This window comes from Leisingera sp. ANG-Vp (genome assembly GCF_000813725.1).
In the GTDB taxonomy this organism is placed as follows: Bacteria; Pseudomonadota; Alphaproteobacteria; order Rhodobacterales; family Rhodobacteraceae; genus Leisingera.
In genome coordinates, this window is the sequence record NZ_JWLD01000073.1 from 14,705 (window position 1) to 38,949 (window position 24,245).

Annotated in this window: 16 protein-coding genes and 1 pseudogene; 14 read left to right on the forward strand and 3 right to left on the reverse strand. The window is 63.0% G+C overall.

What is annotated here, in order from left to right:
* Nucleotides 1-27: 27 nt before the first annotated feature.
* The 13 genes and pseudogenes from RA20_RS20695 (at nt 28) to RA20_RS20755 (ending at nt 19,822) form a co-directional block, all read left to right on the forward strand.
* Nucleotides 28-1,275, forward strand: a complete 1,248-nt coding sequence (locus RA20_RS20695; RefSeq protein WP_241482304.1) for a hypothetical protein — start codon at nt 28-30, stop codon at nt 1,273-1,275.
* Nucleotides 1,276-1,337: 62 nt separating this feature from the next.
* Nucleotides 1,338-2,198, forward strand: coding sequence for an ion transporter (locus RA20_RS20700; RefSeq protein WP_052249106.1), 861 nt, complete (start codon nt 1,338-1,340; stop codon nt 2,196-2,198).
* Nucleotides 2,191-2,688, forward strand: a pseudogene (gene tssB / locus RA20_RS26230) (type VI secretion system contractile sheath small subunit); the annotation flags it as partial. The gene RA20_RS20700 and the pseudogene tssB, both read left to right, overlap by 8 nt.
* 1,002 nt (nt 2,689-3,690) lie before the next feature.
* A complete protein-coding gene (locus RA20_RS26355) occupies nt 3,691-7,422 on the forward strand; it encodes a type VI secretion system contractile sheath domain-containing protein (protein WP_342586157.1) in 3,732 nt (1,243 codons plus the stop codon).
* 64 nt (nt 7,423-7,486) lie between these two features.
* Nucleotides 7,487-9,598, forward strand: a complete 2,112-nt coding sequence (locus tag RA20_RS20715; RefSeq protein WP_039133184.1) for a type VI secretion system Vgr family protein — start codon at nt 7,487-7,489, stop codon at nt 9,596-9,598.
* 10 nt (nt 9,599-9,608) lie between these two features.
* A complete protein-coding gene (locus RA20_RS20720) occupies nt 9,609-10,217 on the forward strand; it encodes a DUF6931 family protein (RefSeq protein ID WP_039133186.1) in 609 nt (202 codons plus the stop codon).
* Nucleotides 10,218-10,239: 22 nt separating this feature from the next.
* Complete coding sequence (locus tag RA20_RS20725) at nt 10,240-10,536, forward strand: PAAR domain-containing protein (protein ID WP_241482305.1); 297 nt, start codon at nt 10,240-10,242, stop codon at nt 10,534-10,536.
* 8 nt (nt 10,537-10,544) lie between these two features.
* The gene (tagH, locus tag RA20_RS20730; RefSeq protein ID WP_039133190.1) at nt 10,545-12,017 is read left to right on the forward strand and encodes a type VI secretion system-associated FHA domain protein TagH; all 1,473 of its coding nucleotides are present in this window, start codon (nt 10,545-10,547) and stop codon (nt 12,015-12,017) included.
* 45 nt (nt 12,018-12,062) lie between these two features.
* The gene (tssK, locus tag RA20_RS20735) at nt 12,063-13,403 is read left to right on the forward strand and encodes a type VI secretion system baseplate subunit TssK (RefSeq protein ID WP_039133192.1); all 1,341 of its coding nucleotides are present in this window, start codon (nt 12,063-12,065) and stop codon (nt 13,401-13,403) included.
* A gap of 14 nt (nt 13,404-13,417) precedes the next feature.
* On the forward strand, nt 13,418-14,851 hold the full coding sequence (gene tssL / locus RA20_RS20740; RefSeq protein ID WP_039133194.1) for a type VI secretion system protein TssL, long form: 1,434 nt from the start codon (nt 13,418-13,420) through the stop codon (nt 14,849-14,851).
* Nucleotides 14,848-18,420: a type VI secretion system membrane subunit TssM gene (gene tssM / locus RA20_RS20745; RefSeq protein WP_039133196.1), complete on the forward strand. Its 3,573-nt coding sequence runs from the start codon at nt 14,848-14,850 to the stop codon at nt 18,418-18,420. The genes tssL and tssM overlap by 4 nt, the downstream gene beginning before the upstream one ends.
* Complete coding sequence (gene tagF / locus RA20_RS20750) at nt 18,420-19,100, forward strand: type VI secretion system-associated protein TagF (RefSeq protein ID WP_039133199.1); 681 nt, start codon at nt 18,420-18,422, stop codon at nt 19,098-19,100. The genes tssM and tagF overlap by 1 nt, the downstream gene beginning before the upstream one ends.
* The gene (locus RA20_RS20755) at nt 19,097-19,822 is read left to right on the forward strand and encodes a PP2C family protein-serine/threonine phosphatase (RefSeq protein WP_039133202.1); all 726 of its coding nucleotides are present in this window, start codon (nt 19,097-19,099) and stop codon (nt 19,820-19,822) included. The genes tagF and RA20_RS20755 overlap by 4 nt, the downstream gene beginning before the upstream one ends.
* A gap of 79 nt (nt 19,823-19,901) precedes the next feature.
* Here the strand turns inward: RA20_RS20755 and RA20_RS20760 are convergent, their stop codons facing one another.
* Complete coding sequence (locus RA20_RS20760; RefSeq protein WP_039133204.1) at nt 19,902-22,082, reverse strand: serine/threonine protein kinase; 2,181 nt, start codon at nt 22,080-22,082, stop codon at nt 19,902-19,904.
* Nucleotides 22,083-22,156: 74 nt separating this feature from the next.
* The gene (locus tag RA20_RS20765; RefSeq protein WP_039133207.1) at nt 22,157-22,732 is read right to left on the reverse strand and encodes an OmpA family protein; all 576 of its coding nucleotides are present in this window, start codon (nt 22,730-22,732) and stop codon (nt 22,157-22,159) included.
* 182 nt (nt 22,733-22,914) lie between these two features.
* Here RA20_RS20765 and RA20_RS20770 point away from each other — a divergent pair, with 182 nt between their 5' ends.
* Nucleotides 22,915-23,757 (forward strand): M15 family metallopeptidase, encoded by an 843-nt coding sequence (locus RA20_RS20770; RefSeq protein WP_039133210.1) that lies wholly within the window; start codon nt 22,915-22,917, stop codon nt 23,755-23,757.
* A gap of 7 nt (nt 23,758-23,764) precedes the next feature.
* Here RA20_RS20770 and RA20_RS25895 read toward each other — a convergent pair.
* Nucleotides 23,765-24,245: hypothetical protein (locus RA20_RS25895; protein WP_052249107.1), on the reverse strand; the 481-nt coding region annotated here is incomplete at its 5' end.

Genomic DNA, 24,245 nt, shown 5'->3' on the forward strand with positions numbered 1-24,245 from the left:
GAAGGTAGCGAGTAAGGGGGAAATCCTATGGTTAAACATGTTGTTATGGACCTGAAGAACCTGGACATAAAAGTGTCCGGGCTGCAGATGGTGGAGCCGCCTAAACTGTCGTTCAAGGTGGTGGTGGAGCTTGACAAGAAGATGGAGAAGGGGGTCGAGAAGGACCCGCTTCTGCAGCAGGAGTTCCATTCCGGCGCCAGCGAGGTACTGGAGCAGACCAAGGAAACCATCGAGAAGAAGTGCAAGGTGTTCGACAAGGCTTTTGTTGAGATGACCAACAAGGGCGCCTCGGACAAGGACATGGAAAAGCAGCTGAAGGGGCTGAATGACGCCATCAAGAATGACGTCAAAGTCGCTGAGAAAGGTGCTGAACTGGCGGCGCAGAAGGCCTGGACCAATCTGCAGAAGAAGAAAAAGGAATGGTCCAAGTTCAAGATCAAGGTCGGCGTGTCCATTGCCGGCACCCTGGCCGGGCTGGCGGTGAGCATTGCGGCAATGGCGACCTCGCCGTTTTCGGGCGGTGCGGGCGCGGCCTTCGGCATTATCGGGCTGATCAAGTCCGGCGTGTCGCTGGCCAAGGACATCGGCAAGCTGGCGATCAATATCGACCAGTCCAAGGCGATCCTGGAGAAGAACCTGGCGGTGGTGGAAAAGGCCGCCTCCAACAAGGCGCTGAACGCGGTGAACGAGGTGTCGGCGGCGGTGTTCCAGGAGTTCCTCGGCATCTCGCAGCCGTCGGTCAAGACGGTGGAAGACAGCGCCGAGACGATGAAGGCGAAATATGCGCAGATGATCGTCAAGATGCATGATCTGTCCAAGACCCTGAACAAGGTGCTGAAGCAGCAGGACAAGCTGAAGAAGGAATTTCTGGCCGAGGTCGGCAAGAAGCTCAAGAAGCATCCGATCAAGGACAAGAAGACCCAGCTGGTGATGGTCAGCAAGGCGCTGGATACCGCCTTGGCCGACAACTACTCAGCGGTGCAAAGCGCCATCGACAAGATCCAGATCATGTACAGCGATGCCCGCGACTGGGCCAACAAGATCAAGGATCTGATGAAACGGGTGAAGGCGCTGACGATCAAGGACCCGAAGGCGCTGAAGGTGTTCCGCGAGGCGCTGAAGTTCGCCGCGCTGGCGACCGCGCCGATCGATGGCAACTCGATTGCCACCGGTGCCAAGGACCTGGCCCTGGGTGTGGGCGGCGCAGTGGGCGGCTATGCCTATGACAAGATCACCAGCAAGGCGCTGGACGGGACCGTGTTCGACGCGGCCTGATATCTGAACAGAAAACCGCCGGGCGCAGCTGCGCCCGGCACACAAGAACGGCGAAGTGGAGAATGGCCTTGGACAGCAGCGCGCAAAGCGGAGTGACGCTTCAGGACCGGGCACGGGAATTTGTCGAGCGCAAATGGGTGACCAATGCGGTGCTGGGTGTGATCATTTTCAACGCCATCACCCTGGGGCTGGGCACCTCTGCAGCGGTTAACGCGCATGTGGGCGGGCTGCTGGATATCATCGACCGGGTGGTTCTGGGCATCTTTGTGCTGGAGCTGGCGCTGAAGCTGTTTGCCTATGGGCTCAGGTTCTTCTCCTCGGCCTGGAACATTTTCGATTTGCTGGTGGTTTCGGTGGGTCTGCTGCCCGACAGCCAGGGTCTGTCGGCACTGCGCGGTCTGCGGGTGGTGCGGGCGCTGCGGCTTCTGTCGGTGATCCCTCAGATGCGCGCGGTGGTACAGGCGCTGCTGGATGCGCTGCCAGGCATGGGCGCGGTGATCGTGATGATCTCGATCGTGTTCTATGTCTTCGGCGTGATGGCGACGATGATGTATGGCGAGGCCTTTGACACCTGGTTCGGCACCTTGGGCCGGTCTCTTTATTCACTGTTCCAGATCATGACGCTGGAAAGCTGGTCGATGGGGATCGTGCGCCCGGTGATGGATGTATACCCCTTTGCCTGGGCCTTCTTTGTGCCGTTCATCGTGATTACCGCCTTCTCGGTTCTGAACCTGTTCATCGGCCTCTTGGTCAACACCATGCAATCGGCGGTGGAGGCTGATGCTGAGGCGGAGTTCGAGAAGCTGCGCGAGCTGGTGAAATCGGAGACCGACGTGGTGGACGCGCATGTGCTGGAGCTGCATGAGGAGATCAAGGCTTTGCGGGCGGAACTGGCCCAGCTGAAAGGGCAGGGGAATGGCTGACAGCTCGCAGAAGTTCATCGCCCGCAATAGGGCGCCGCGTGTTCAGATTGAATACGATGTGGAGCTCTATGGCGCCGAAAAGAAGGTGCAGCTGCCCTTTGTGATGGGGGTGATGAGCGATCTGATGGGCAAATCCGAGGTCGAGCAGCCCAGCGTTGCCGACCGCAAGTTCCTGGAAATAGACGTCGACAATTTCGACGAGCGGATGAAGGGGCTGGCGCCGCGCGCCGCTTTCACCGTGCCCAATACGCTGACCGGCGAGGGCAATCTGGCGGTGGACCTGACGTTTGAGAGCATGGCGGATTTCTCGCCTGGCGCCATCGCCGGAAAGGTGGACGCGCTGCGTCCGCTGCTGGAGGCGCGCACCCAGCTCAGCAACCTGATGGCCTATATGGATGGCAAGGCCGGGGCTGAGACGCTGATCGAGAAGATCCTGCACGACCCGTCGCTGCTGGCGGCGGTTTCAGCCCCTGCCGGGGATACGGACAGCGCCGCGGCTCTGGAAAGCCTGCGCAATGCGGAGCTGCCCGAGGAAGAGGCGGCGGACACCTCCGGCGATGTTCTGGCCGGGCTGGCGGCACAGGCGCCTGAAGATGCGGCGCCCGGGGATACGTCGGGCGGGGTGCTGGACGCTTTGCGCGAAGCTGCGCCGGAAGAAAAGCCGGCGGAAGATGCCTCGGCGGGCGTTCTGGAGGGTTTGCGCACCGCGGCTGTCGAGGACGCGGAACCGGAAGATACCTCTGCTGATGTGCTCGCGGGCCTGAGTTCTGCGGCGCCTGAGGACACGGATGAGCGGGATGAAGCGGCCGGGGCGCTGGCCTCGCTGGCAGCGGTTGAGGTGGCGGACACTGCAGAAGAAGACACCTCCGCCTCGGTGCTGGAAGGGCTGGCGCAAGCAGAGGTGCCTGAGTTGGAGGCGGAAGACACCTCGGGTGAGGTGCTGGCCGGGCTTGCGGCTCAGGAACCGGAAGAGACTGTGGAAGATACATCGGACGCAGCCCTGGAAGGTCTGCGGGCGGCGGAACCTGTTGAAGAGGCGGCTGAGGACGGCGCCGCGGATGTGCTGGCCGGTCTGAGTTCCGCCGCACCGGATGAGGCGGAAGAAGAAGATGCCGCGGGCGAGGCGCTGGCCTCTCTTGCCGCCGCAGAGGTGCCGGAAGCGGAAGACGAAGACCAGACCGGCTCGGTTCTGGAAGGTCTGGCGCAGGCGGACGTTCCGGAAGCGGTGGAGGAAGACACCTCTGGCGATGTGCTGGCGGGCCTTGCCGCGCAGGAGGTTGCGGAAGAGGAAGACGGCAGCGCAGCGGCAGCGGCTCTTGAAAGCCTGTCGGCAGTGGAGGTGCAGGAAGCTGAGGCCGAGGACCATTCCGGGGTACTGGATGCGTTGGCGGACGCCGAAGTAGAGGAGGCGGAGGACACCGCAGCGGACGACGCTTTGGAAAGCCTGGCCGCGGTGGAGATCGAAGAGCAGGCCGAAGAGGACCATTCCGGCGTGCTCGACGGGCTTGCGGAGCAGGCGCCCTCGGACGACGCGGAAGAGGATGCTGCAGGAGCGGCCTTGGAGAGCCTCGCGGCGGCGGATGTTCCTGAGGACGCGGCAGAAGAGGATCATTCCTCGGTTCTGGACGAGCTGGCTTCGGTCGAGGTCGAAGAAGAGGACGATGGGGCCGCCGAAGCCGCGCTGGAGAGCCTTGCGGCGGTTGAAATCGAGGAACCGGAGGACGACGGCGGGCAAGCTTTGGTTCTGGATGAGCTGGCCTCGGTCGAGGTTGAAGGTGACCAGGAAGAGGACGCCGCGGGGGCCGCGCTGGAGAGCCTGGCGGCTGCTGAAGTGGCAGAAACAGCTGAAGAGGATCACTCGGATATTCTGGAAGGCCTGGCAGATCTGGACCTGGACGGGGATGCAGCCGAAGAGGAGGATGTTTCCGGTGTTCTGAGCGGGCTGGCGGATGCGGAGCCTGCGGAAGAGGACGAGGGCGAAGACACAGCCGCTGCGCTTGAGAGCCTGGCGGATGCCGCAGTGGAAGACGCGGCTGAGGAAGACAGCCTGGACGATGTCCTGGGCGGGCTTCTGGACGAGGCACCGGAAGAGGAAGAAACCGGCAGCGGCGCGGAGGCGGCGCTGGAGAGCCTGGCCGCGGTGGAGGTTGAGGAAGAAGCAGATGACGGCGCTGACGATGTGCTGGAAGGGCTGCTGGAGGGCGGTCTGGGTGAAGACGCGGACGCTGGCGAGGATCTGACTGCGGCTTTGGACAGCCTTGAAGCGCCTGAAGAGACGGAGGACACGGATGCCTCTGATGGAATTCTCGCCGGGCTTGCGGATGAACGGCCGGAAGAGGATGCGGATGAGGGCAGCGATCTCGACTCGATCCTGGGCGGTCTGGACGCGGCTAAGGATGAAGACGAGAGCGATGACCTGAGCGCCGCACTGGACACACTGGAGGCGCCGGCAGAGGAGACCGCTGAAGATGGCGGCCTGGGTGACTTGCTGGCGGATCTTGGCAGCGATGATCCGGAAGCGGCCGAGGAAGATCAGGCCGGCAGCGTGCTGGAGGATCTGGCGGCTGTTGAAGACAGCGCAGAGGAGGCTGGCGGCGATGCGGATCTGACCGCCTTGCTGGACAGCGGTGATGACGCGGCGGAGGCGGATGATCTTGATAGCCTCCTTGGGGATCTGGACGAGGAGGGCGAAGACGCCGCGGACGATCTGGATGCGCTGCTGAGCGAGCCGGAGGACGAGCCCGCCGAAGACGATAGCGGGCTGGATGATCTGCTCGGGGATCTGGACAGCGCTGAGGATGAGCCGGAGGCTGCAGACACGGGCGCAGGCGAAGACAGCAGCGATGATCTGGACGCTTTGCTCGGCGGGCTGGATGATGACGATGAAAGCGCCGGTGCCGGGGATGCGGAGGGTGACGATCTGGACAGTCTCCTAGGGGGGCTGGATGACGAGGAAACCGGCGCGGAAGAGGACGCCAGCCTGGATGACCTTTTGGGCGACCTGGGCAGCGATGAGGATGCCAGTGATCTGGATGACCTGCTGACCGGGCTAGGTGAGGAAGCGGAGGCCGAGGACGCCGCGGATGCGGAGGGTGCCGAGGAGGATCTCGATGCGCTGCTGGGCGGCCTGGGGGATGCGGACTCGGATCTGGACGATCTGATGGGCGATGACAGCGGCGACCTCGACCTGGATGATCTGCTTGGCGGTCCGGATGGTGACGACGAGGACGCCGGCGATGCTGGCGGAGACGATCTGGATGCGTTGCTGGGCGATCTGGGTGGTGAGGACGACGCCGAGGCGGATGCCGGGGGAGACGATCTCGACGCATTGCTCGGCGGTCTGGGCGGCGAAGATGACAGTGATGGCGGTGACGATCTGGATTCCCTGCTGGGTGATCTGGGTGACGGCGGCGACGAGCCTGCGGCGGCCGAGGCGGCCGGAGCAGCTGCTTCAGAGGAGCCGGAGTTTGCCTATGGCACCATGAGCGCGGACCGGCCCGAAGCCGCGAAACTGCAGCGCAAGCGCTTCCGGCTGGCGGTGCTGGGGGATTTTTCCGGCCGGGCGGCCAAGGGTCAGCTGGAGACCGGCGACGAACTGGCGGCGCGCAAGGCGATCCTGCTGGACCCCGACACGGTTGAGGATGTGATCGAAAGCTTCGCCACCGAGCTGGTGCTGCCGATCGGCAAGGATGGCGCCGGGATTGCGGTGAAGCTGGAGGATCTGGACGGGCTGCATCCGGATGAGCTTTATGAAAACGTTGAGCTGTTTTCAGAGCTGGTGGGCCTGCGCAAGCAGCTGCAAAGCGGCGCGACGGCGGATCATGCGGCCAGCACGCTGAAGGCCTGGGCGGAGAAACATGGCACCAAGGCGCGGGCGCCCAAGCGGACCTCGGCCGGGAACTCGGTGCCGGCCGACAAGCGGCTGAGCGCCTTCCAGCAGCTGATTGGCGATACCGGCAATACGCTGCGCGAGGCGTCACCGGTGGACGACCTGCTGGCGCGGGTTGTGGGGCCGCATATCCGGGCGCTGCCGGATCCGGATGTGGCGGCGATGCAGAAGGCGGTGGATGAGGCGCTGGCGGATGCGATGCGGCTGGTGCTGCATCATCCGGAGTTCCAGTCGGTCGAGGCGCAGTGGCGCTCGCTGGATCTGATGGCGCGCTCGATCGAGGCGGACGATACGCTGGATGTGATGCTGTATGACATCTCGGCCGAGGAGCTGGCGGCGGATCTTGCAGCGGAGGAGGACCTGTCGAAGACCGGTTTTGTCCGGCTGCTGACCGAGGAGCCGCTGGATGAGGAAAACGGGCGCGGCGGCTATTCGGCGCTGATTGGGATGTACCAGTTTGAGGAAACCCCGCCGCATGCGGAACTGCTGGGCCGGATCGCGCGGGTGGCGGCGCATGTGGATGCGCCCTTCTTTGCATCGATCTCGCCGGAGTTCCTGAAAACGCCCAAACCGGAGCGGCCCAAGCTGGTGGCCGAGGCCTGGGACACGCTGCAGGGTATGGCCGAGGCTGGGCATCTGGGGCTGGTCAGCCCGCGCTTCCTGCTGCGCAGGCCGTATGGCGAGAAGACTGAGCCCTGCTATGAGTTCGATTTCGAAGAATTCACCGAGACCGAGGGCCTGCGCGGCATGCTCTGGGCCAATCCGGTGGTGCTGGTGGCAATCCTGCTGGGGCGGTCGTTCTCGGAAAACGGGCCGTCGCTGCAGCTGGGCAAGATCATGTCTTTGGGCGAAATGCCCTATCATTATGTGAACGACAAATTCGGCGACCAGGTGGCGCTGCCCTGCACCGAGCGCAATATCGATCTGGACAAGATTGCGCTGGCGCAGGAGCGCGGGTTCATGGCAGTGAGCGCGGTCAAGGGGCGGGACGAGGTGCGGCTGACCTCCTTCAACTCGTTGAAAGGCAGCGAAATTCTGGGGCCCTGGACCGGATTGCCGGCGCCCGAGCCATCGCCGCCGGATCCGCGCGGGCTGCCGAAGCCCAAGCCGCCTGCGGACGGCGGTGACGATGATGACCTTGATTTGGATTTGGGCGGAGACGACGATGATGATCTCGGCCTGGATGATCTTGATCTTGGAGGCGATGATGGTGATGACGGGGGCCTCGACGATCTGGATGACCTTTTGTCGTCGTTTGGGGATGACGACGATGATGACGACGACGGCGATGACGAAATGGATGCGGAACTCGCTGCGCTTTTGGATGATTTATGATGCGAATGTTTGAGAACACTGCCGGTGATTTCCGGCCCGGTTCCCTTCGCGGAAAGGAGGAGCCATGGTTGTAAGCAAGGGCCATGAAAACGACCTCGCCTGGATGTCGGGGACATATTCCACCGACGGCCTGATGATGAGCCGTGCGATTGTGCGCGAGGGCTTGAGCAAGCTCACGGAGACCACGATCGAATTTGCGGCGACCAAGAAGCAGCCCAAGCTGGAGGATCTGGTCGGCAAGCAGATGAACGTGCATGTGATGCGCCAGCAGACGGAGCATCAGTTCAATGGCATGTGCGTTTCGGTCGAGTATCTGGGCTTCCGCAACGGCTATGAAATGTATGTGGCCGAGGTGCGCCCCTGGTTCTGGATGCTGACACGGACCGCCGATTTGCGGGTGTTTCAGGACAAGACCACGGTCGAGATCATCAAGCAGCTGTTCGGGGAATACGGATTCAGCGATTTCTCGGACAAGCTGAGCGAGACCTATGAGAAGCGGGAGTATTGCCTGCAGTACCGCGAAAGCGACTATGCCTTCCTGTGCCGGCTGATGGAGGAAGAGGGGATTTACTTCTATTTCGACAGCGTTGCTGGCGACACCGCAATTGAAAAGCTGGTGCTGTGCGATGGTGTCGGCGGCCACACTCCGATCAAAGGCGGGGCGGATGTCGAGTTCCACTCGCGCGACGACAGCGACCGGCGGCGCGAGGAGCATATCTCGGAATGGGCCAAGGATGAGCGTATCACCCGGGGCAAGGTCACGCTGAATGATTTTGATTTCCTGACGCCCTCGGCAGACCTGAAAGCGACGTCTTCGATTCAGAAGGGCAAGCATTCCTTCAAGGATTACGAAGTCTACGATTACCAGGGCCACTACCGGAAGAACTCGGGCCTGGGAACCAAGCTTGCCCGGGTGCAGATGGAAGCGGAAGCGATCAAGCATATTGCCTGGCGCGGGGCTTCCAGCGTGCCGACGCTGGTGACCGGCACAACCTTCACCATGAAGAAGCATCCGGTGGCCGAGAACAACAAGGAATACCTGGTCATCAATGCTGAGCACCACGTCAAAGTGGCCTGGGACTATGGCGAGCGGGAAAGCCAGAAGGCCAAACAGACCGCTGCCAAGGGCGCGATGCGGCGGGATATCAAGGCGAAGAACATGGATGTGCCCGAGGAGATGGAGCACGATGTTTATGCGTCGACCTTCTCGGCCATTCTGAAGGCGGACCAGTTCCGGGCGCCGCTGGTGACGCCTTGGCCGGAAGTGCAGGGGCTGCAGACAGCGACTGTTGTCGGCAAGAGCGGCGAAGAGATCTGGACCGACGAGCACGGCCGGATCAAAATCCAGTTCCATTGGGACCGGGAGGGCAAGAAGAACGAAACCTCGTCCTGCTTTGTGCGGGTGGTGACGCCCTGGTCCGGCAAGAACTGGGGCATGGTGGCGATTCCGCGGATGGGCCAGGAGGTGGTGATCCAGTTCGAGGACGGCAACCCGGACCGGCCGATCTGCACCGGCATGCTTTACAATGCTGAAACCATGCCGCCCTATACCTATCCCGACGATCAGACCCAGCTGGGGATCAAGACCAATTCCTCGAAGGGCGGCGGCGGCTATAACGAGCTGATGTTCGACGACAAAAAGGACAGCGAACTGATGCGCGTGCAGGCCGAGAAGGATCACCAGATGCTGGTCAAGGACCGCTCGACGGTGACTGTCGGCATGGATGCGCCCGACCCCGAAGTCACTTCGGCGGATGAAAAGAGCTATGTGTTCACGGTTCAGCAGCACATGACGGAAACCGTGCATCAGGGCGACCGCACCGAAGTGGTGGAGACCGGCGACAAATCCGAAAACATCCAGACCGGCAACATGACGCTGGATGTGGATACCGGCAATTTGACCGAGACCATTGCCAAGGGGAACCATTCGGAAACCGTGTCTTTGGGCAATCTCACCGTGGATGTGACCGCGGGCAAGATCGCCATGAGCGCGGGCCAGGAAATCAAGCTGACCGTGGGCGCCTCCTCGGTCAAGATCGACAACTCGGGTGTGACCATCAAGGGGCCGATGATCAAGATCGAAGGCACTGGCATGGTTGAGGCCAAAGCGCCGATGACCACCGTCAAAGGCGACGCGATGCTGACCCTGAAGGGCGGCCTCACGATGATCAACTAGGTGGTGCGAGATGTCGGCAAGATTTGAAAAGCTGGTGAAAATGCCCGCCGATCCGGTTGCGAAACTGCTGTCGCGGGCCAATGTCATCCTGAAGACACCGCTGGAAGCGCCGCCCACGGCGCAGGCCGGCGTGGTGCTGGAGGAACTCGACCGCAAGGGTGCCCTGGTGGACCTGCTGCGGACCCTGGCAGTTTTGCTGCCTGCGCGCGAGCGGGTCTGGTGGGCCTGCCTGGCGGCGCGCGATTATATCGGGCCGCGCTCGGACAAGGATCCGGCCTCGCTGACTGCGTCAGAGGCCTGGGTGTTCGATCCGACTGAAGAAAACCGCGACAAGGCGCGGATCACCCTGGATCATGCCTATGTGGATGACGACACGGTGAACTGCGCGCTGGCGGTGCTCTATGCGGCCGGAACGCTTGGACCCGGAGAATTGAATCAATATCCTGCCCCGGCAGGAGCCTCTGAGGCGGCGGCCTTTGCCATGAATATGGTGGCCTTGGGTCAATTGTCTGATAAGTTTGAAGAACACGGCGGCGTACTGGTTGAACGCGCGCTGGATATCGCTCGCGGCGGCAAGGGCCAGGTGGTCCAGGTGCCGGAAGTGGAAACACAAGGATAGGGGGAGGACGTAACAGATGGGAATGCCACAGGCCCGAGTAACGGATCTGCATGCTTGCATGCTGCCCTCCACCCCGCCGCCGCCGGTTCTGCCGGTGCCGACGCCGATCCTGCCGCCCTGCGCGGTGACCGTGCTGGTGGCCAAGCTGCCAGCCGCGCGCCTGGGGGACATGTGCACCGCCGCGCCTTCGCCGCACCCGATCATCAAGGGCTCGGCGACGGTGCTGATCAACAACATGCCCGCGGCGCGGATTCTCGATAACACAGCCTGCGGCGGCATGGTCGTCAAAGGTGAAGTCACTGTTCTGGTGGGAGGATAAGCCCAGGCATGGGTGTGACACTGAAATTTCAAAGCTCGGGCGCGATGCCCGGCGATGCGGCCCCTGTACCGATGCGGGGGCCGAGCCTCACCGTGGGCCGCGGTGCCAGCTGCGATCTGGTGCTGCCGGATCCGGACCAGCAGCTGTCGCGCAACCACTGTGTGATCGAAGATCACAACGGCAATGTGGTGGTGGTCGATCTCAGCTCGAACGGGACGTTTCTGAATTACTCGAAGATCCCGCTGGGGCGCACGCCGACGCCGCTCAACAACGGCGATGTGCTGTGCATCGGCAACTATGAGCTGGTGGTGGAGATCCGCGACGATCTGGCGGATGTGGACATGATTGCAGCGCCTGCGGCGCAGGCGCCGGTGTCGCACGGGGTGGCGGCCAATGCGCCCGATCCGCTGCAGCTTTTGGAGGATGCAGGGCCGGGCGGCGATTTCCTGGATGATCTGCTGGGCGAGGGTCCGACGGGCCCTGCGCAGCTGAACCCTGTTGATCCGATTGACGAGCTGCTGCCGCCGATGGGCGAGGAAGAGGATCCCTTCTTCCAGAAGGCCAGCGACGGGCGTGAGGGCGAAGGGGCCAGCCTGCCGCATCACAACCCCAGTGCCTCGGACGGGTTTGCCGCACCTGAGGCACAGGAAAGCACCATCCCGGACGATTGGGATGATGAGTTCCTGTCGGGGATCGGCGAGCCGGAAACTCCGGTGCCGCAGCCGGATCCGCAACCGGTGCCGCCGCCGCGCGAGGTTCCGGCGCCGCCGCCGGAAATGCCGCCTGCAGCCCCGCCGCCGGAGGTGCCGTCCGCGCCGCCGACCGAGATTCCTCCGGCGCAGGATGACGCCGAAGCAGAAAAGACTGTGGCCCCTGCGGCGCAGCCTTCGGCAGAAGCGCAGGAGGCGGTTGCGGCCTTTCTGAAAGGCGTGGGTGCCGAGGTCAGCATCGATCCAGCTGAGCAGGCCAGCGCCATGGGGCGCATGGGCCGGGTGATGCGGACGCTGGTCACAGGCCTGCGCGAGATCCTGATGACGCGGACCTCGATCAAATCCGAATTCCGGATCGAGCAGACGATGATCTCGGCCGGGGGCAACAACCCGCTGAAGTTCTCGATCACGCCGGAGCAGGCAATTGAGGCGATGGTGCGGCCGGCCACCAAGGGCTACCTGTCGCCGGAAACCGCCGCCGAGGAAGCGCTGAAGGATATCAAGGCGCATGAGGTGGCGATGGTCACCGGCATGGAGGCGGCGCTGAAAGGCGTGCTGAAACGCCTCGACCCCAAGGCGCTGGAAGGTCAGATCGAGACCAAGGGCGGCTTCAGCGGCCTCTTGCGCGGCAAGAAGGCCCAGTACTGGGATGTTTACGAACAGCTTTATGCGGAGATTTCCGACCAGGCTGAGAATGATTTCCACGACCTGTTCAGCCGCGAATTTGCGCGGGCCTACAAGGACCAGCTGGACAGGCTGAAGGACGGATAAGCGTGCGCGCCCATGGCGCGTGCCTGCAAGTGAGAGGAGATCCCGGTGTCCTGGGACAGTAAGGTACTTTGGACGGAGGGGCTGTTTCTGCAGCCGCATCACTTCCAGCAGTCCGACCGGTATAACGAGGCGCTGATCAGCGGGCTGGCGCGGCGGCTCAGCCCCTATGCCTGGGGTGTGAACGGTTTGGAGATCGACCACGAGGCGCTGAAGATCGGCCAGTTTGCAGTGAAGTCCTGCGAGGGGCTGACCCATGACGGCACGGTGTTCCGGGTACCGATGGCGGACCCGCACCCGCCGGCGATGGAAGTGCCGACCACGGTGAAGGACTGCATCGTCTACCTGACCGTGCCGCAGCGGCGCCAAGGCGCGACCGAGGTCGACCTGAGCGGCGCCGAGCGCTCGGCCAGCCGGCTGCGCCCGGACAAGGTGGAAGTGACCGATGTGACCTCAACCGAGCGCAAGCCGGTGGAGCTGGATGTCGGCAAGATGCGCCTGCAGTTTGCGCTGGAGGTGGATGATCTGGCCGACCTGCTGGCGGTGCCGGTGGCGCGTATTATCGAGGTGCGCCCGGACAAGGAAATTGTGCTGGATCAGTCCTTTATCCCGTCCTGCCTGGATATCCGCGCCTCAATGGCTCTCAGCGGTTTTCTGCGCGAGCTGGAAGGGCTTCTGGCGCACCGGATGGAGGCCTTGGCAGGCCGCCTCTCGGAGGCGGGCGGCGCCCGCGGGGTGGCGGATGTGTCGGATTTCATGCTGCTGACAGTGGTGAACCGGATGTTGCCGCAGGTGCGCCATTTGCGGAATATCGAGAACCTGCACCCGGAGCGGCTGTTCACCATCTGCACCGGGCTGGCGGGTGAGCTGGCGGTGTTCATGTCGACCGAAAAACAGGCGCCGGAGTTCCCGCCTTATACGCATGACAACCTGATGGAATGCTTTGCGCCGGTGATCCGGGTGCTGCGCCAGTACCTGAGCTCGGTGCTGGAGCAGACCGCGATCCCGATCAAGCTGGAAGCGCGCAAATACGGTATCTCGGTGGGCGTCATTGCCGACCGCAAGCTGCTGGGCAACGCAGGCTTTGTGCTGGCCGTCAGCGCCGATATTCCGGCCGAGGACGTGCGCAAGCATTTCTCGGGCCAGGCCAAGATCGGCCCGGTTGAGGAAATCCGCCAGCTGGTGAACTCGGCCCTGCCCGGGATCACCCTGCGCCCGCTGCCAGTGGCGCCGCGGCAGATTCCGTATCATTCCGGCGTGGTTTATTTCGAGATGGATGCGGACAGCCCCTATTGGCGCAAGATGACCACTTCGGGCGGCATCGCAGTGCATGTGTCGGGGCAGTATCCGGGGCTCAAGATGGAGCTGTGGGCGATCCGTAATGCATAAGGGAAGGCGCTGAGATGGCTGATTATGACGATCCCTTTGCCGAACCGGGGGATACCGACAAGACGGTGATCAAGCCGAATCCGGGCGGGCGGCGCACGGCCACTCCGCAGGTGGAACAGCCGCAGCAGCCAACCGCGCAGCCTGTGGAGGAACCCGTTGCGCCGCAGGAGCCGGGGCTGGATGCCTATGGCGTGCCGCAGGCGGCGGCGCCGAAACCGCAGGCCGCGGCGGGCGGCCCCAAGGCGCCGAAGATGGCGCTGACGGGGATGAACCAGCTGACCGCCTGCGCCTCGACCCTGTTTGCGCTGATTTCCCGCATCCGCAACCGGGCGCAGCATATGGACCCGGACGCTTTGCGCAAAAGCGTGGTGGCCGAGGTGCGCGCTTTTGAGAACCGCGCTTTGCAGGCAGGGATTGCCGCCCAGACCGTGAAGATTGCGCGCTATGCCTTGTGCGCGACGCTGGACGATGTGGTGCTGAACACGCCCTGGGGCGGACAGTCGTCGTGGGGCTTGCAGTCGATGGTTGCGACCTTCCACCGCGAAGTTGTGGGCGGCGACCGGTTCTATGACCTTCTGGCGCGGCTCGAGAAAGAGCCGGGCGGCAACATCGACATGCTCGAATTCCTGTACATGTGCCTGTCGCTGGGGTTCGAGGGCCGTCTGCGGGTTGAGCAGGGCGGATCTGAGAAGCACCTGCAGATCCGCGGCGCACTGGCCCGGATCATCCGCAATCAGCGCGGGCCGGTGGAGCGTGATCTGTCGCCGCATTGGGAAGGCTTGGTGAAGCCCTTCAAGGCGCTGTCGGTCTGGCGGCTGGTGTGGATCACCATGGCCGCGACCTGTGCCATTCTGGCGCTGCAGTTCCTGGGGCTCAGCTGGATGCTGTCGAACCAGACCGAGAATGTGGTGGGGCAGCTCACCATTGTCGATTCCGGTCCGAAAGTGGAGCTGGAGCGGCGCGCGCCTCCGCCTCCGCCACCTCCGCCGGCGCCGACAACCGAAGAACAGGTTGCCAAGGTCTCAGGCTTTTTGGAGCCGGAGATCAAGGAAGGCATTGTGCAGGTCTTCCAGAAGGGCAACACGCTGATTATCCGGCTGACCGGCTCCGGCATGTTCGGCTCGGGCTCTGATCAGCTGAGCAAGGCCTTCCGCGGCCCGGTGAACCGGGTGGCCGAGGCCCTGAACGACGAAAAAGGTAAGATCATCGTGGCCGGACACTCGGACAATATCCCGATCCGTTCCTCCCGTTTCCCGTCGAATATGGCGCTGTCGCTGGCCCGCGCAAAATCGGTGATGGCCGGCATGGCCAAGGTGATGACCGATCCCGACAGGCTGTCAGCCGAAGGCCGCGCCGATAAGGAACCGATTGCAGACAACAGCACCCGCGCAGGGCGGGCCAAGAACCGCAGGATTGAAATCCTGCTGGTTCAGGAGGTTGAAGGATGATCCGCCGTTATATCTTTCCCCTGTTCCGGTCCATCTACACCATCCTGATGATGCTGGCCTTGGCGCTGTCGGCCTGTGTGTGGTTCTTTGCGCCGTTTATCGGCGGCGAGGAATGGCGCCCCTTTGACAGCGTGATGTCGCGGGTGATCACCATCGGGGTGATCTGGTTTCTGTATTTCCTCATCATCGGCCTGATCTTCTGGCGCCGCCGCCGCAAGGACAAGGAGATGACCGAGGAGATGGCCGAGGCCGTCGATACTTCGGAAGATGATGTGCTGTCCGAGGAAATCGGCGAGCTGCGCGGCAAGTTCAAGGATGCGATGAAAGAGCTGCGCAAGTCCAAGGGCGGGCGCCGGCACCTGAACGATCTTCCCTGGTACATCATGATCGGTCCGCCGGGTGCGGGCAAGACCACGGCCATTGTGAACTCCGGCCTACAGTTCCCGCTGGCCGAGAAGCTGGGCAAGGCCGCTATCGGCGGTGTTGGCGGCACCCGCAATTGCGACTGGTGGTTCACCAATGACGCGGGGCTGATCGACACCGCCGGGCGCTATACCACGCAGGAGAGCGACGCCGAGGCGGATAATGCGGCCTGGCTCGGGTTCCTGGGCCTCTTGAAGAAATACCGCAAGCGGCAGCCGATCAATGGCGCGCTGATTGCGATTTCACTGTCGGATCTGTCTTTGCAGGATGAGATCACTCAGAAAAGCCACGCGGCTGCCGTGCGCCGTCGTCTGTCGGAATTGCGCGAAAAGCTGGGCGTGCGTTTTCCGGTCTATGTGCTGTTCACCAAGGCCGACCTGATTGCCGGTTTCCAGGAGTTCCATGACTCGCTGGGTAAGGAAGACCGCGAACAGGTCTGGGGCTTCACGCTGCCCTTGCCCAAGGGCAAGAAAGAGCAGCCGCCAATCGCCGGATTTGATGAGGAATTCGGCCTGCTTCTGGGGCAGATCAACGCCCAGCTTCTGGAGAAGATGCAGACCGAGACCGACCATCAGCGCCGGGCGCTGATTGCCGGTTTCCCGGCGCAGGTGGCCTCGATGCGAGGGGTCGCGCGGGATTTCCTGATGGAGGTGTTCCAGGACAACCGTTATGAGCAGCGCCAGATGCTGCGGGGGATCTATTTTACCTCGGGCACTCAGGAAGGCACGCCGATCGACCGGCTGATGCTGGGCATGGCGCAGACATTCGGCATCGGCCGGCAGGCGATTGGCACCGGGCAGGGCACCGGGCGGTCGTTCTTCCTGACCCGGCTGTTCGAAGGCGTGATGTTCCCCGAGGCCGGGCTGGTTTCGGCCGACGACAAGGTCGAACGGCGCTACCGCTGGACACGGCGGATTGCGATCACGGCGACGGTTCTGGTGGCTTTTGCGATGGGCGGGCTTTGGGTCAATTCCTATCTCGAAAATGCCGAGCTTATCGATGAGGCTGAAGACCAGGTGGAAGCCTATCAGGCAGCCGCGGCCACGTTGCCGCCCAGCCCGGTTGGCGACACGGACCTGGTGCCTGTGGCGGCAGCGCTGAACAACCTGCGCGATTTGCCGGGGAATCCGGTGCTTTCGGACCCGGAACCGGAACGGGAAATGACCTATGGCCTCTACCAAGGCGAGGTGATCGGCACCCAGGCGGCGCAGACCTACCGCGCGGCGCTGAACCAGCGCCTGCTGCCGCGGCTTCTGGTGCGGCTGGAGCAGCAGATCGAGGGCAATATCAACAACCCGGATACGCTGTATGAGGCGCTGAAGATCTATCTGATGCTGGGCCTGCAGGGGCCGATGAACCAGGATCTGGTCAAGGAATGGATGCGGCTGGACTGGGAGCGGATTGCCTATCCCGGCATCGCCCGCAACCAGCTGCGCGCTGACCTGATGGACCATCTGACGGCGCTTTTGTCGCAGCCGATGGAGGAGATCGCGCTGAATGGCCCGCTGATTGCCCAGGCGCAGAATCTGCTGTCGGAAATGCCGCTGGCACAGCGGGTCTATAATGGCATCCTGAACTCGCAGAAGGCCACGGCGCTGCCGAAGTGGCGGATCACCGATGTTGGCGGGCCGTCTGTGAAACGGGTGCTGGTGCGCAGTTCGGGCAAGCCGCTGAACGATGGCATCGAAGGCATCTTCACTTATGACGGCTTCCACAACGTCTTCCTGCCTGAGGCAGTCAGCGTTGCCGAGCGGGTCCATCGCGAAGCCTGGGTGCTGGGCAATCAGAGCGAGGCCACCCAGAACGAAGCGGTGCTGCTGAAGCTCAGCCGCGATGTGCTGGACCTCTATTACAATGACTACATCAGCCGCTATGACCAGATGCTGGGCGATATCGACATCATCCCGCTGGAGTCGCTCAGCCATGCGGTGGAGGTCACCAATGTGCTGTCGGGGCCGACCTCGCCCATCGTCAATATCCTGACCGAGGTCAGCAACGAGACCCGGCTGAACGAGGATAAGTCGGTTCTGGATGCGGGCACGCTTGCCGCGGGCGCCCAGAATGTGGCTGCAATCGAGGCACGTTCAAACCTGTCGATCCAGGGTCAGATCCTGCTGGAAGCGCTGGTCGGATCGGCCACCAATGCGCCGGGCCAGGCGGCCAAACCGCCGGGGGCCTATGTGCAGGAGCGGTTTGAATGGCTGTACGGTCTGGTCAACCGGCCCGAAGGCCAGCCCTCGCAGCTGGATGATCTGATGGGGCAGCTGCAGCTGGTCTATCAGGAGCTGAACAAGATGTCCTTCTCGGGCGTGGCCTCCGGCGGCCAAAGCGGCCAGGCGCTGCTGCAGTTCCAGCAGACTGCCAGCCGTATGGGCGGGCCGCTGCCCCGCTGGGCGACGCAGATCTCGGCCGGCTCTTCAGGGATCACCTCGGAGGGCACCCGTGCCTCGATCAACGCGCGCTGGCAATCCTCCGTTTTGCCGTTCTGCGAACAGGCACTCAACAACCGGTACCCGTTCAACCGCTCGGCGCGGGCCGACGTGGCCATGGCGGATTTTGCCAAGCTGTTTGCGCCAGGCGGCATGATTGACGGCTTCTTCAACGATCAGCTGCTGAAGTATGTCGACACCCGCAGCCGTCCCTGGACATGGAAACGTGTCAACGACGTGGACCTGGGCATCAGCCAGGCGGTGCTGCAGCAGATGCAATACGCTGCGGAGATCAAGGAAGCGTTTTTTGCCAGCGGTGCTCAGCCCGCGGTGAATTTCCAGATCACCGTTAATGCGCTGGACCCCAAGGCCAAGGAAGTGCTGCTGGAAATCGACGGTGCCAAGGTGGAGTACAATCACCGCTCCGGTGCGCCGACTCCGGTGGCGGTAACCTGGCCGGGTTCGGTGGGTCTGGCACGGATCACCCTGCTGCCGAAAAAGCGTGACGCAGAGAACGTGATGTCGCGGGACGGGCCCTGGGCCTGGTTCCGGCTGCTGGACGCGGCCGAGGTGCGGCGTACCAATGTGTCGGACCGGCGCCGGGTGAACTTCCGTGTTGGCGGTCGGCTGGCACTGTTCGAACTGCAGTCCGGGTCGGTCATCAATCCATTTGCCCTGCCGGCGATGGCAAAATTCAGCTGCCCGAAGTCGATGTGATGGCGGGCTTCGGCGCATTCGGTAAGATGCCCTCAGCCGGGGATTTCTTCCGGCTGAGCTCTCCGGGCGGGTTTGTGCGGGTTTGGGACGCGTGGCTTCAGCAGGTTATGCTGGACGGGCAGGGGGCCTACGGCCCCGGGTTCGATGCGCATTACATGTCGGCACCGATCTGGCGGTTCACTTTGCCAGCGGGCCTGGCCGGAGCCGGCAAGGTGATGGGGGTGATGATGCCTTCGGTTGACCGGGTTGGCCGACGGTTTCCGCTGACGCTGGTGGCAGCCTTGCCGACACCGGGGCCTGCGGCTCTGGACCACCTGAGCGAGGGTGCGCTGTTTGAGCGGCTGGAGGATGTGGCGCTGGATGCATTGGAGGACACGATGACCAAAGACGGGCTGGCTGAGGCGCTTGCGGGAATTCCAGTGCCGGATATGCGGGCGGTGGCTCCGCTGCGGTCTGCTGGTTCGGCTTTGGTGCTGACCGGTGCTCAAGGCGCAGAGGCGCTGCCCGCGACTTTGGCAGGAGAGCTTCTGGAAGCGCGGCTGTCCGGCTGCAGCCTGTGGACGGCGGTGCTGGACGGGGTGCCGCGGATAATGGCTTGCCCCGGGCTGCCGCAAGGGCAGGGCGCGCTTGGATTGTTCGATCTTGGCGCCCCGGTCTGGAGCGAGGCACGGCCGCTATGACAAATCCGCTGCGCAAATACCGCTATACCGCACAGACCCATGTGGGGCTGAAACGCAAGGTCAACGAGGATTCCGTTCTCGCGCTGCCGGAGCATGACATCTGGCTGGTGGCGGATGGGATGGGCGGACATGATGCCGGCGATTTCGCCAGCCGCCTGATTGCCGATGCGGTCGCCATGATCCCGCTGGGGCTGGATCCGGCAGCGCGGATGCATGCGCTGCGGGATGCAATCCAGAACGCACATAAAGCGATCCGCGCCGAGGCAGCGGCACGCGGCGGCGGAACCATTGGCTCCACGGTGGCTGCGCTGATCATGGCGAACCAGCATTTCGTCGGCCTTTGGGCCGGTGACAGCCGGATCTACCGGCTGCGCGATGGCCATATCGAGATGCTGAGCGAGGATCACTCGGCGGTGGCGGAATATGTGCTGGCAGGGAAGATGACCTGGGACGAGGCAGAGCATCATCCGCATTCCAATGCCATCACCCGTGCGGTTGGGGTCGGCGAGGAGCTGGAGATCGACAAGATCCGCGGTGACACCGAACCCGGCGACCGCTTTCTGATCTGCTCCGACGGGCTGACCAAATATGCGACGTTCCAGATTCTGGAGGATGTGCTGGGCAGCACGCCGCTGGAGACGGTTGGAGACCAGCTGATCCAGATTGCCCTGACCGGCGGCGGGGCGGACAATATCACGGCCGTGGTGATCGACGTTTTGTGAAACAGCGGTTGCTGTGGAGAACAAAGGCCTTGGAAACCCAGTGTTTCCAAGGCCTTCTGATTTGCATTTTGGACCCGTGTCAGGGCTTTGCAGTGACCAGGATGCGGCTGTCCAGTGAGCGGATGCGGCTGGAGTCGGCTTCATAACTGGCTTGCAGCGCCTCGGCAAAGCCAACTGCGCTTTCCGAGGTCGGGCGCATGCCATCAAACAGCGGTTCGCTGGAATGCAGCACCACAACTTTGCTTTTGCCCAGAGTGCTGTCGTCAACTTTGAAGGCAATGCCGCCATCGGCTTGGGATTCTTCCAAGCTGTAGGCTACCCGCACCGGCACCGCGCCCGCGGAACCGTTGCGCAAGCTGGCAACAGCGTTGTCTGAACGGGAAATGTTGGGCAGCAGATGGAACACATTGCCCGATACATCCAGGATCGACACCGTCAGGTAGCCATCGGTGACATCATCCGGCAGCACCACGTCAATGACCGGGTTTTCGCCGACAAAGAACCGGCCCGACGGGTTGGGCTCGACAGTTGTTCCGCCAACGGCAAATTGCACTTCAGCGCCGCCCGCGGGTGCTTTGGGCAGATGCTGCTCCACAACGCAGAGCGAGTCGTTCAGCACCTCCACATCAAGCACCACCTGACGCTCATGCGCCAGGGCGCGGAGCGCGTCGAACAGCTGCAGCCGTGTCGAGGTGCTGGCCACCCGGCCGCTGATCAGGATCGGATCGGTGGGGGCATAGCCGTCGTAATGGCCATTGCCGTCGCGCACCAGCGGCCCGCAGTCGGCAAAGCTGTCCATGATCGCCTTCACCTCGGCCACGGGAAGCATCGGTAGTTCGAAACGGATCTCGGCCTTGCCCTCCAGCGCGCCGGGCAGGCCGTTGCGGAACATCTCGTTCAGCATCTCTGCGACATTGGTGTCATCGGTGGTGCCGGTGAGGCGGGCCTTGTTGTTGCTGATCACCAGGCGCCATTCGCGCAGGCCTTCCAGCGGCTTGACCGTGTCAATGACATCAGCGCCCCAGGTCTCGGCGATCTCGCCCGAGGCCAGAGTGAGGTCTGCATCCTGAGACAAAGCAAGCAAAGCATCCCGCGCAGCCTCTGACGGCACATTGCCGACGATCTGCACCGGCCCGTCCGCGGGTTTCTCTGCAATCAGCGAGTAAGGCCGCACCTCGGGGTAGGTCGGGCCAATGAAACTGTCGAGCATGCCGCTGAAATAGGCACCGGCTCCACCGCCCCCAAGGAGCAGTAGAACCGCCAAAGCGGCCCAAAGACCGCCGCGCCCGCCTTTGTTCTCCGCAGCCTTTTCCGGCGCCGGTTTCGGCGGTGCGGGCGGCTTGCTGGTCTGCGGCACGATGATCGTGGCATCTTCAACCGGAGCGTCCAGAACATCTGCCAGGCTGCCGCCGCCAGACAGGCTGCCGGGACCGCTTTCGGGATCGTCCAGAAACGCCAGCACCTCGCCTGCGCTTTGGAAGCGGTTGTTCGGATCGGGCGCGCACATCCGCTCAATCAATGTCTTGAGCGGTTCGGGCAGGCCATCGGTGTCCAGAGGTTTCTGCTTGTTCTCAACCACTTCCATCGGGTTGGCGCCCAATTTGGGAGCTTCGCCGCGGAAATTGGCCAAGAGCAGCGCACCCAGCGAGTAAATGTCGGAACGGGCGTCAGTGTCGCCGCTCATTTGCTCAGGGGCAGCATAGGAGTACTTGCCGGCAAATTCATTGCCGACAATGGTCTGGGCGCCCGGGTTGGTGTCCTTGGCGATGCCGAAATCAATGATCACCGCCTCGGCCGGGTCGCCGCCGCGCAGGATGATGTTATCGGGGCTGAGATCGCGGTGGACAATGTTGCGGGCGTGCGCCGCCTGCAGGCCCTGGGCCACCCGGCGGCAGATCACCAGCAGGTCGTCGGCCGCCATCGGCCCCTGCTTCAGGCGCTTGTCGAGGCCGGGGCCGTCGACGTAATCCATCAGCAGGTAGATATGACCGTCAGGCGTGCGGTGGTTTTCTGAATAACGAACCACCGCAGCGTGGCGGATTTCACGGATGTTTTCCTCGCGCGCCATCAGGACGGTGAAGTCCTCATTGGCGGCAAGCTCCTGCTTCAGCACCTTCAGGGCCACCAGGTTGCCGGAAATTTCCGAGCGGGCCTTGTAGACATCCGACGTGCCGCCGCGGCCCAGCAGGCACTCGATCCTGTAGGTGTTGTTCAGCAGATCACCCGGCTGAAACAGGTCGCCAGGGCGCGATTCAAGCATGTAGTTCTCCCTGGCCTGTCACTTTGCGGGCCTTCGTATTGCAGCCTGTCATCCAGCGCGGGTCCGGGCCGGGGTCAGCCCAAAGCCTGGAATTCAACGCGGCGGTTTTCATCGGCGCGTGTGTTGTTCTGGTTGTATGGCGCAGTTTCACCCATGCCGATGGCCTTGAGCATATCCTCGGGCACGCCGCAGGAGCTGATCAGGTGGCGGCGCACTTCCTGCGCGCGCAGCAGCGACAGACGCTCGTTATACGCTGCCGAGCCGGAGCTGTCGGTATGGCCGATGATCTGGAACACGGTGCCGTCCAGCGCTTTCATAGAGGCGCACATATTGGCCAGCTTTGGCTCCTGGTCAGCACGCAGCGCGGCGCTGTCGAAATCGAACGAGATCTGGATGTTGATCTGGGCCTGCTGGTCAACCGGAGTGTATTCCGCTGCGGCGGCCGCCACAGTTGCCGTTTCTTCCGCCGGATCCTCAGCTGCAGTTGTGCTGCTGGGCACGATTACCAGTCCGCGCGTCTTCTGCTTTTTGAACGCTTCGGTGATTTCCTCAACCGACAGTTCGCCGCTGGACGACTGCGCTTGCGCGAGCGGTGCAAAAATCAGGCCTGCACCTAGAACACTTGTAAAAACACTTTTCAGGCGGATCATGCTCGGCGCCCTCCCCTACCGTTGCAACATGGCCAGCAGTCTATACCAGCGCCCGCAGCCTGCCAATGCCGGCAACAGTGAAGCAACGGAAAAAAACACGGTGTTTCCGGCAAGTTGTAATCAGGGGGTTTACTGTGGCGCGGCTAAGGATTGAAATAAGCGCAGAAGGAGCAGGAGGTTTCATGCGGGTACTGCCAGCTGTCATAATCGCCATTGGCCTGGTGCTGGCCCCGGCCATTTGGTTCGGGCTCAGCTGGCTGTTGAGCGAAGAGGATTTCCAGGGGTCCGGCGGGGTGGATTCCACGGCGCGGATCGAAATCGAGATTTTGCGCCAGCAGGTCGAGGATCTCCAGGTCCGGATGACCGACCTGCAAAACGAAGTTGCCAGCCTGCCCGCCGGAGGGGCAGGCGCCGGCGGCCCTTTCACTGATGACGCGGCCGGCGAGGCCGCAATCTGGAACCAGACCGGCGGTGCCGATCTGGATTATGCCCAGGTGGTGCTGATTGCCGACCGGCTGAATGTGAACCGCGGCCTGCGGGTCACCGGCGGCAAATACCTGACCGAGAAACTGGGCCGGCCGCGCGAGGATCTGAACGATACCTGCCAGCCGATGACCAATCCGGAGCTGAAGGAGAAGCTGGTCACAGAGCAGGTCGGGCCGATCCGGGTCAGCATGCTGCGCCCGGCCATCGAAAGCCTGAAGGTGGTGTTCGAGAACATCCGTCAGGCGGATCCGGATCTTTATGCCCGGATCAACACCGCCGGTGCTTTGTGCGTGCGGCGCATCCGCGGCACCACCAACTCGCTTTCAACCCATAGCTACGGGCTGGCGGTGGATCTCAACATCGATGGCAAGCTGGACAACTTCACCGATGGCAAGACCCAGCTGGGCCTCACCATCATGGCAGATTTCTTCTATGATCAGGGCTGGGTCTGGGGCGCAGGTTTCCGGCGGGAGGACAGCATGCATTTCGAGATCAGCCGCCGCCAGCTGGATCAATGGCTGGCGGACGGCTTGCTGTAACGCGCCATCACGCTGACCGCAGCAAAACCTTGCTGGAATCAATGGCTTCAGCAATCTGCTGGAAGCGCACAATGGACCGCGCCGGTGAGTTTTCAGCCGAGCGAAGCAGCAGGGTCTGGGCTTCCTCCAGCACGGCCAGTGCCTGGGTCGCGGCGATCGCCTGCCGCTCCGGTGCGACCGCGACCAGCGGCCGGTGTGTCTTTTGCGAGCTGTCCGTGGTGTGCAATTTGGCGTGCGGTTTTGCAGGATCCCGGTTCTCCCGCGCGATCTGGCGCAGGCCGCGCGCTGTCTGGCGCAGGACTTTGCGCACCGGCTCGTGGCCGGGCAGCCGGGCCAGATCCTTCTCCAGGGCCTCGAACCTCTCAGCCAGGCAATCGATAAGGTAAGGGCCTGCGCCGCCGCAGAGAACACGGATTTCGGCAATCCGGCCGCCTACGTCATCACCAGAGCGGACCCGTTTGGCGAAAGGCCGGCCACTGGAAACTGCG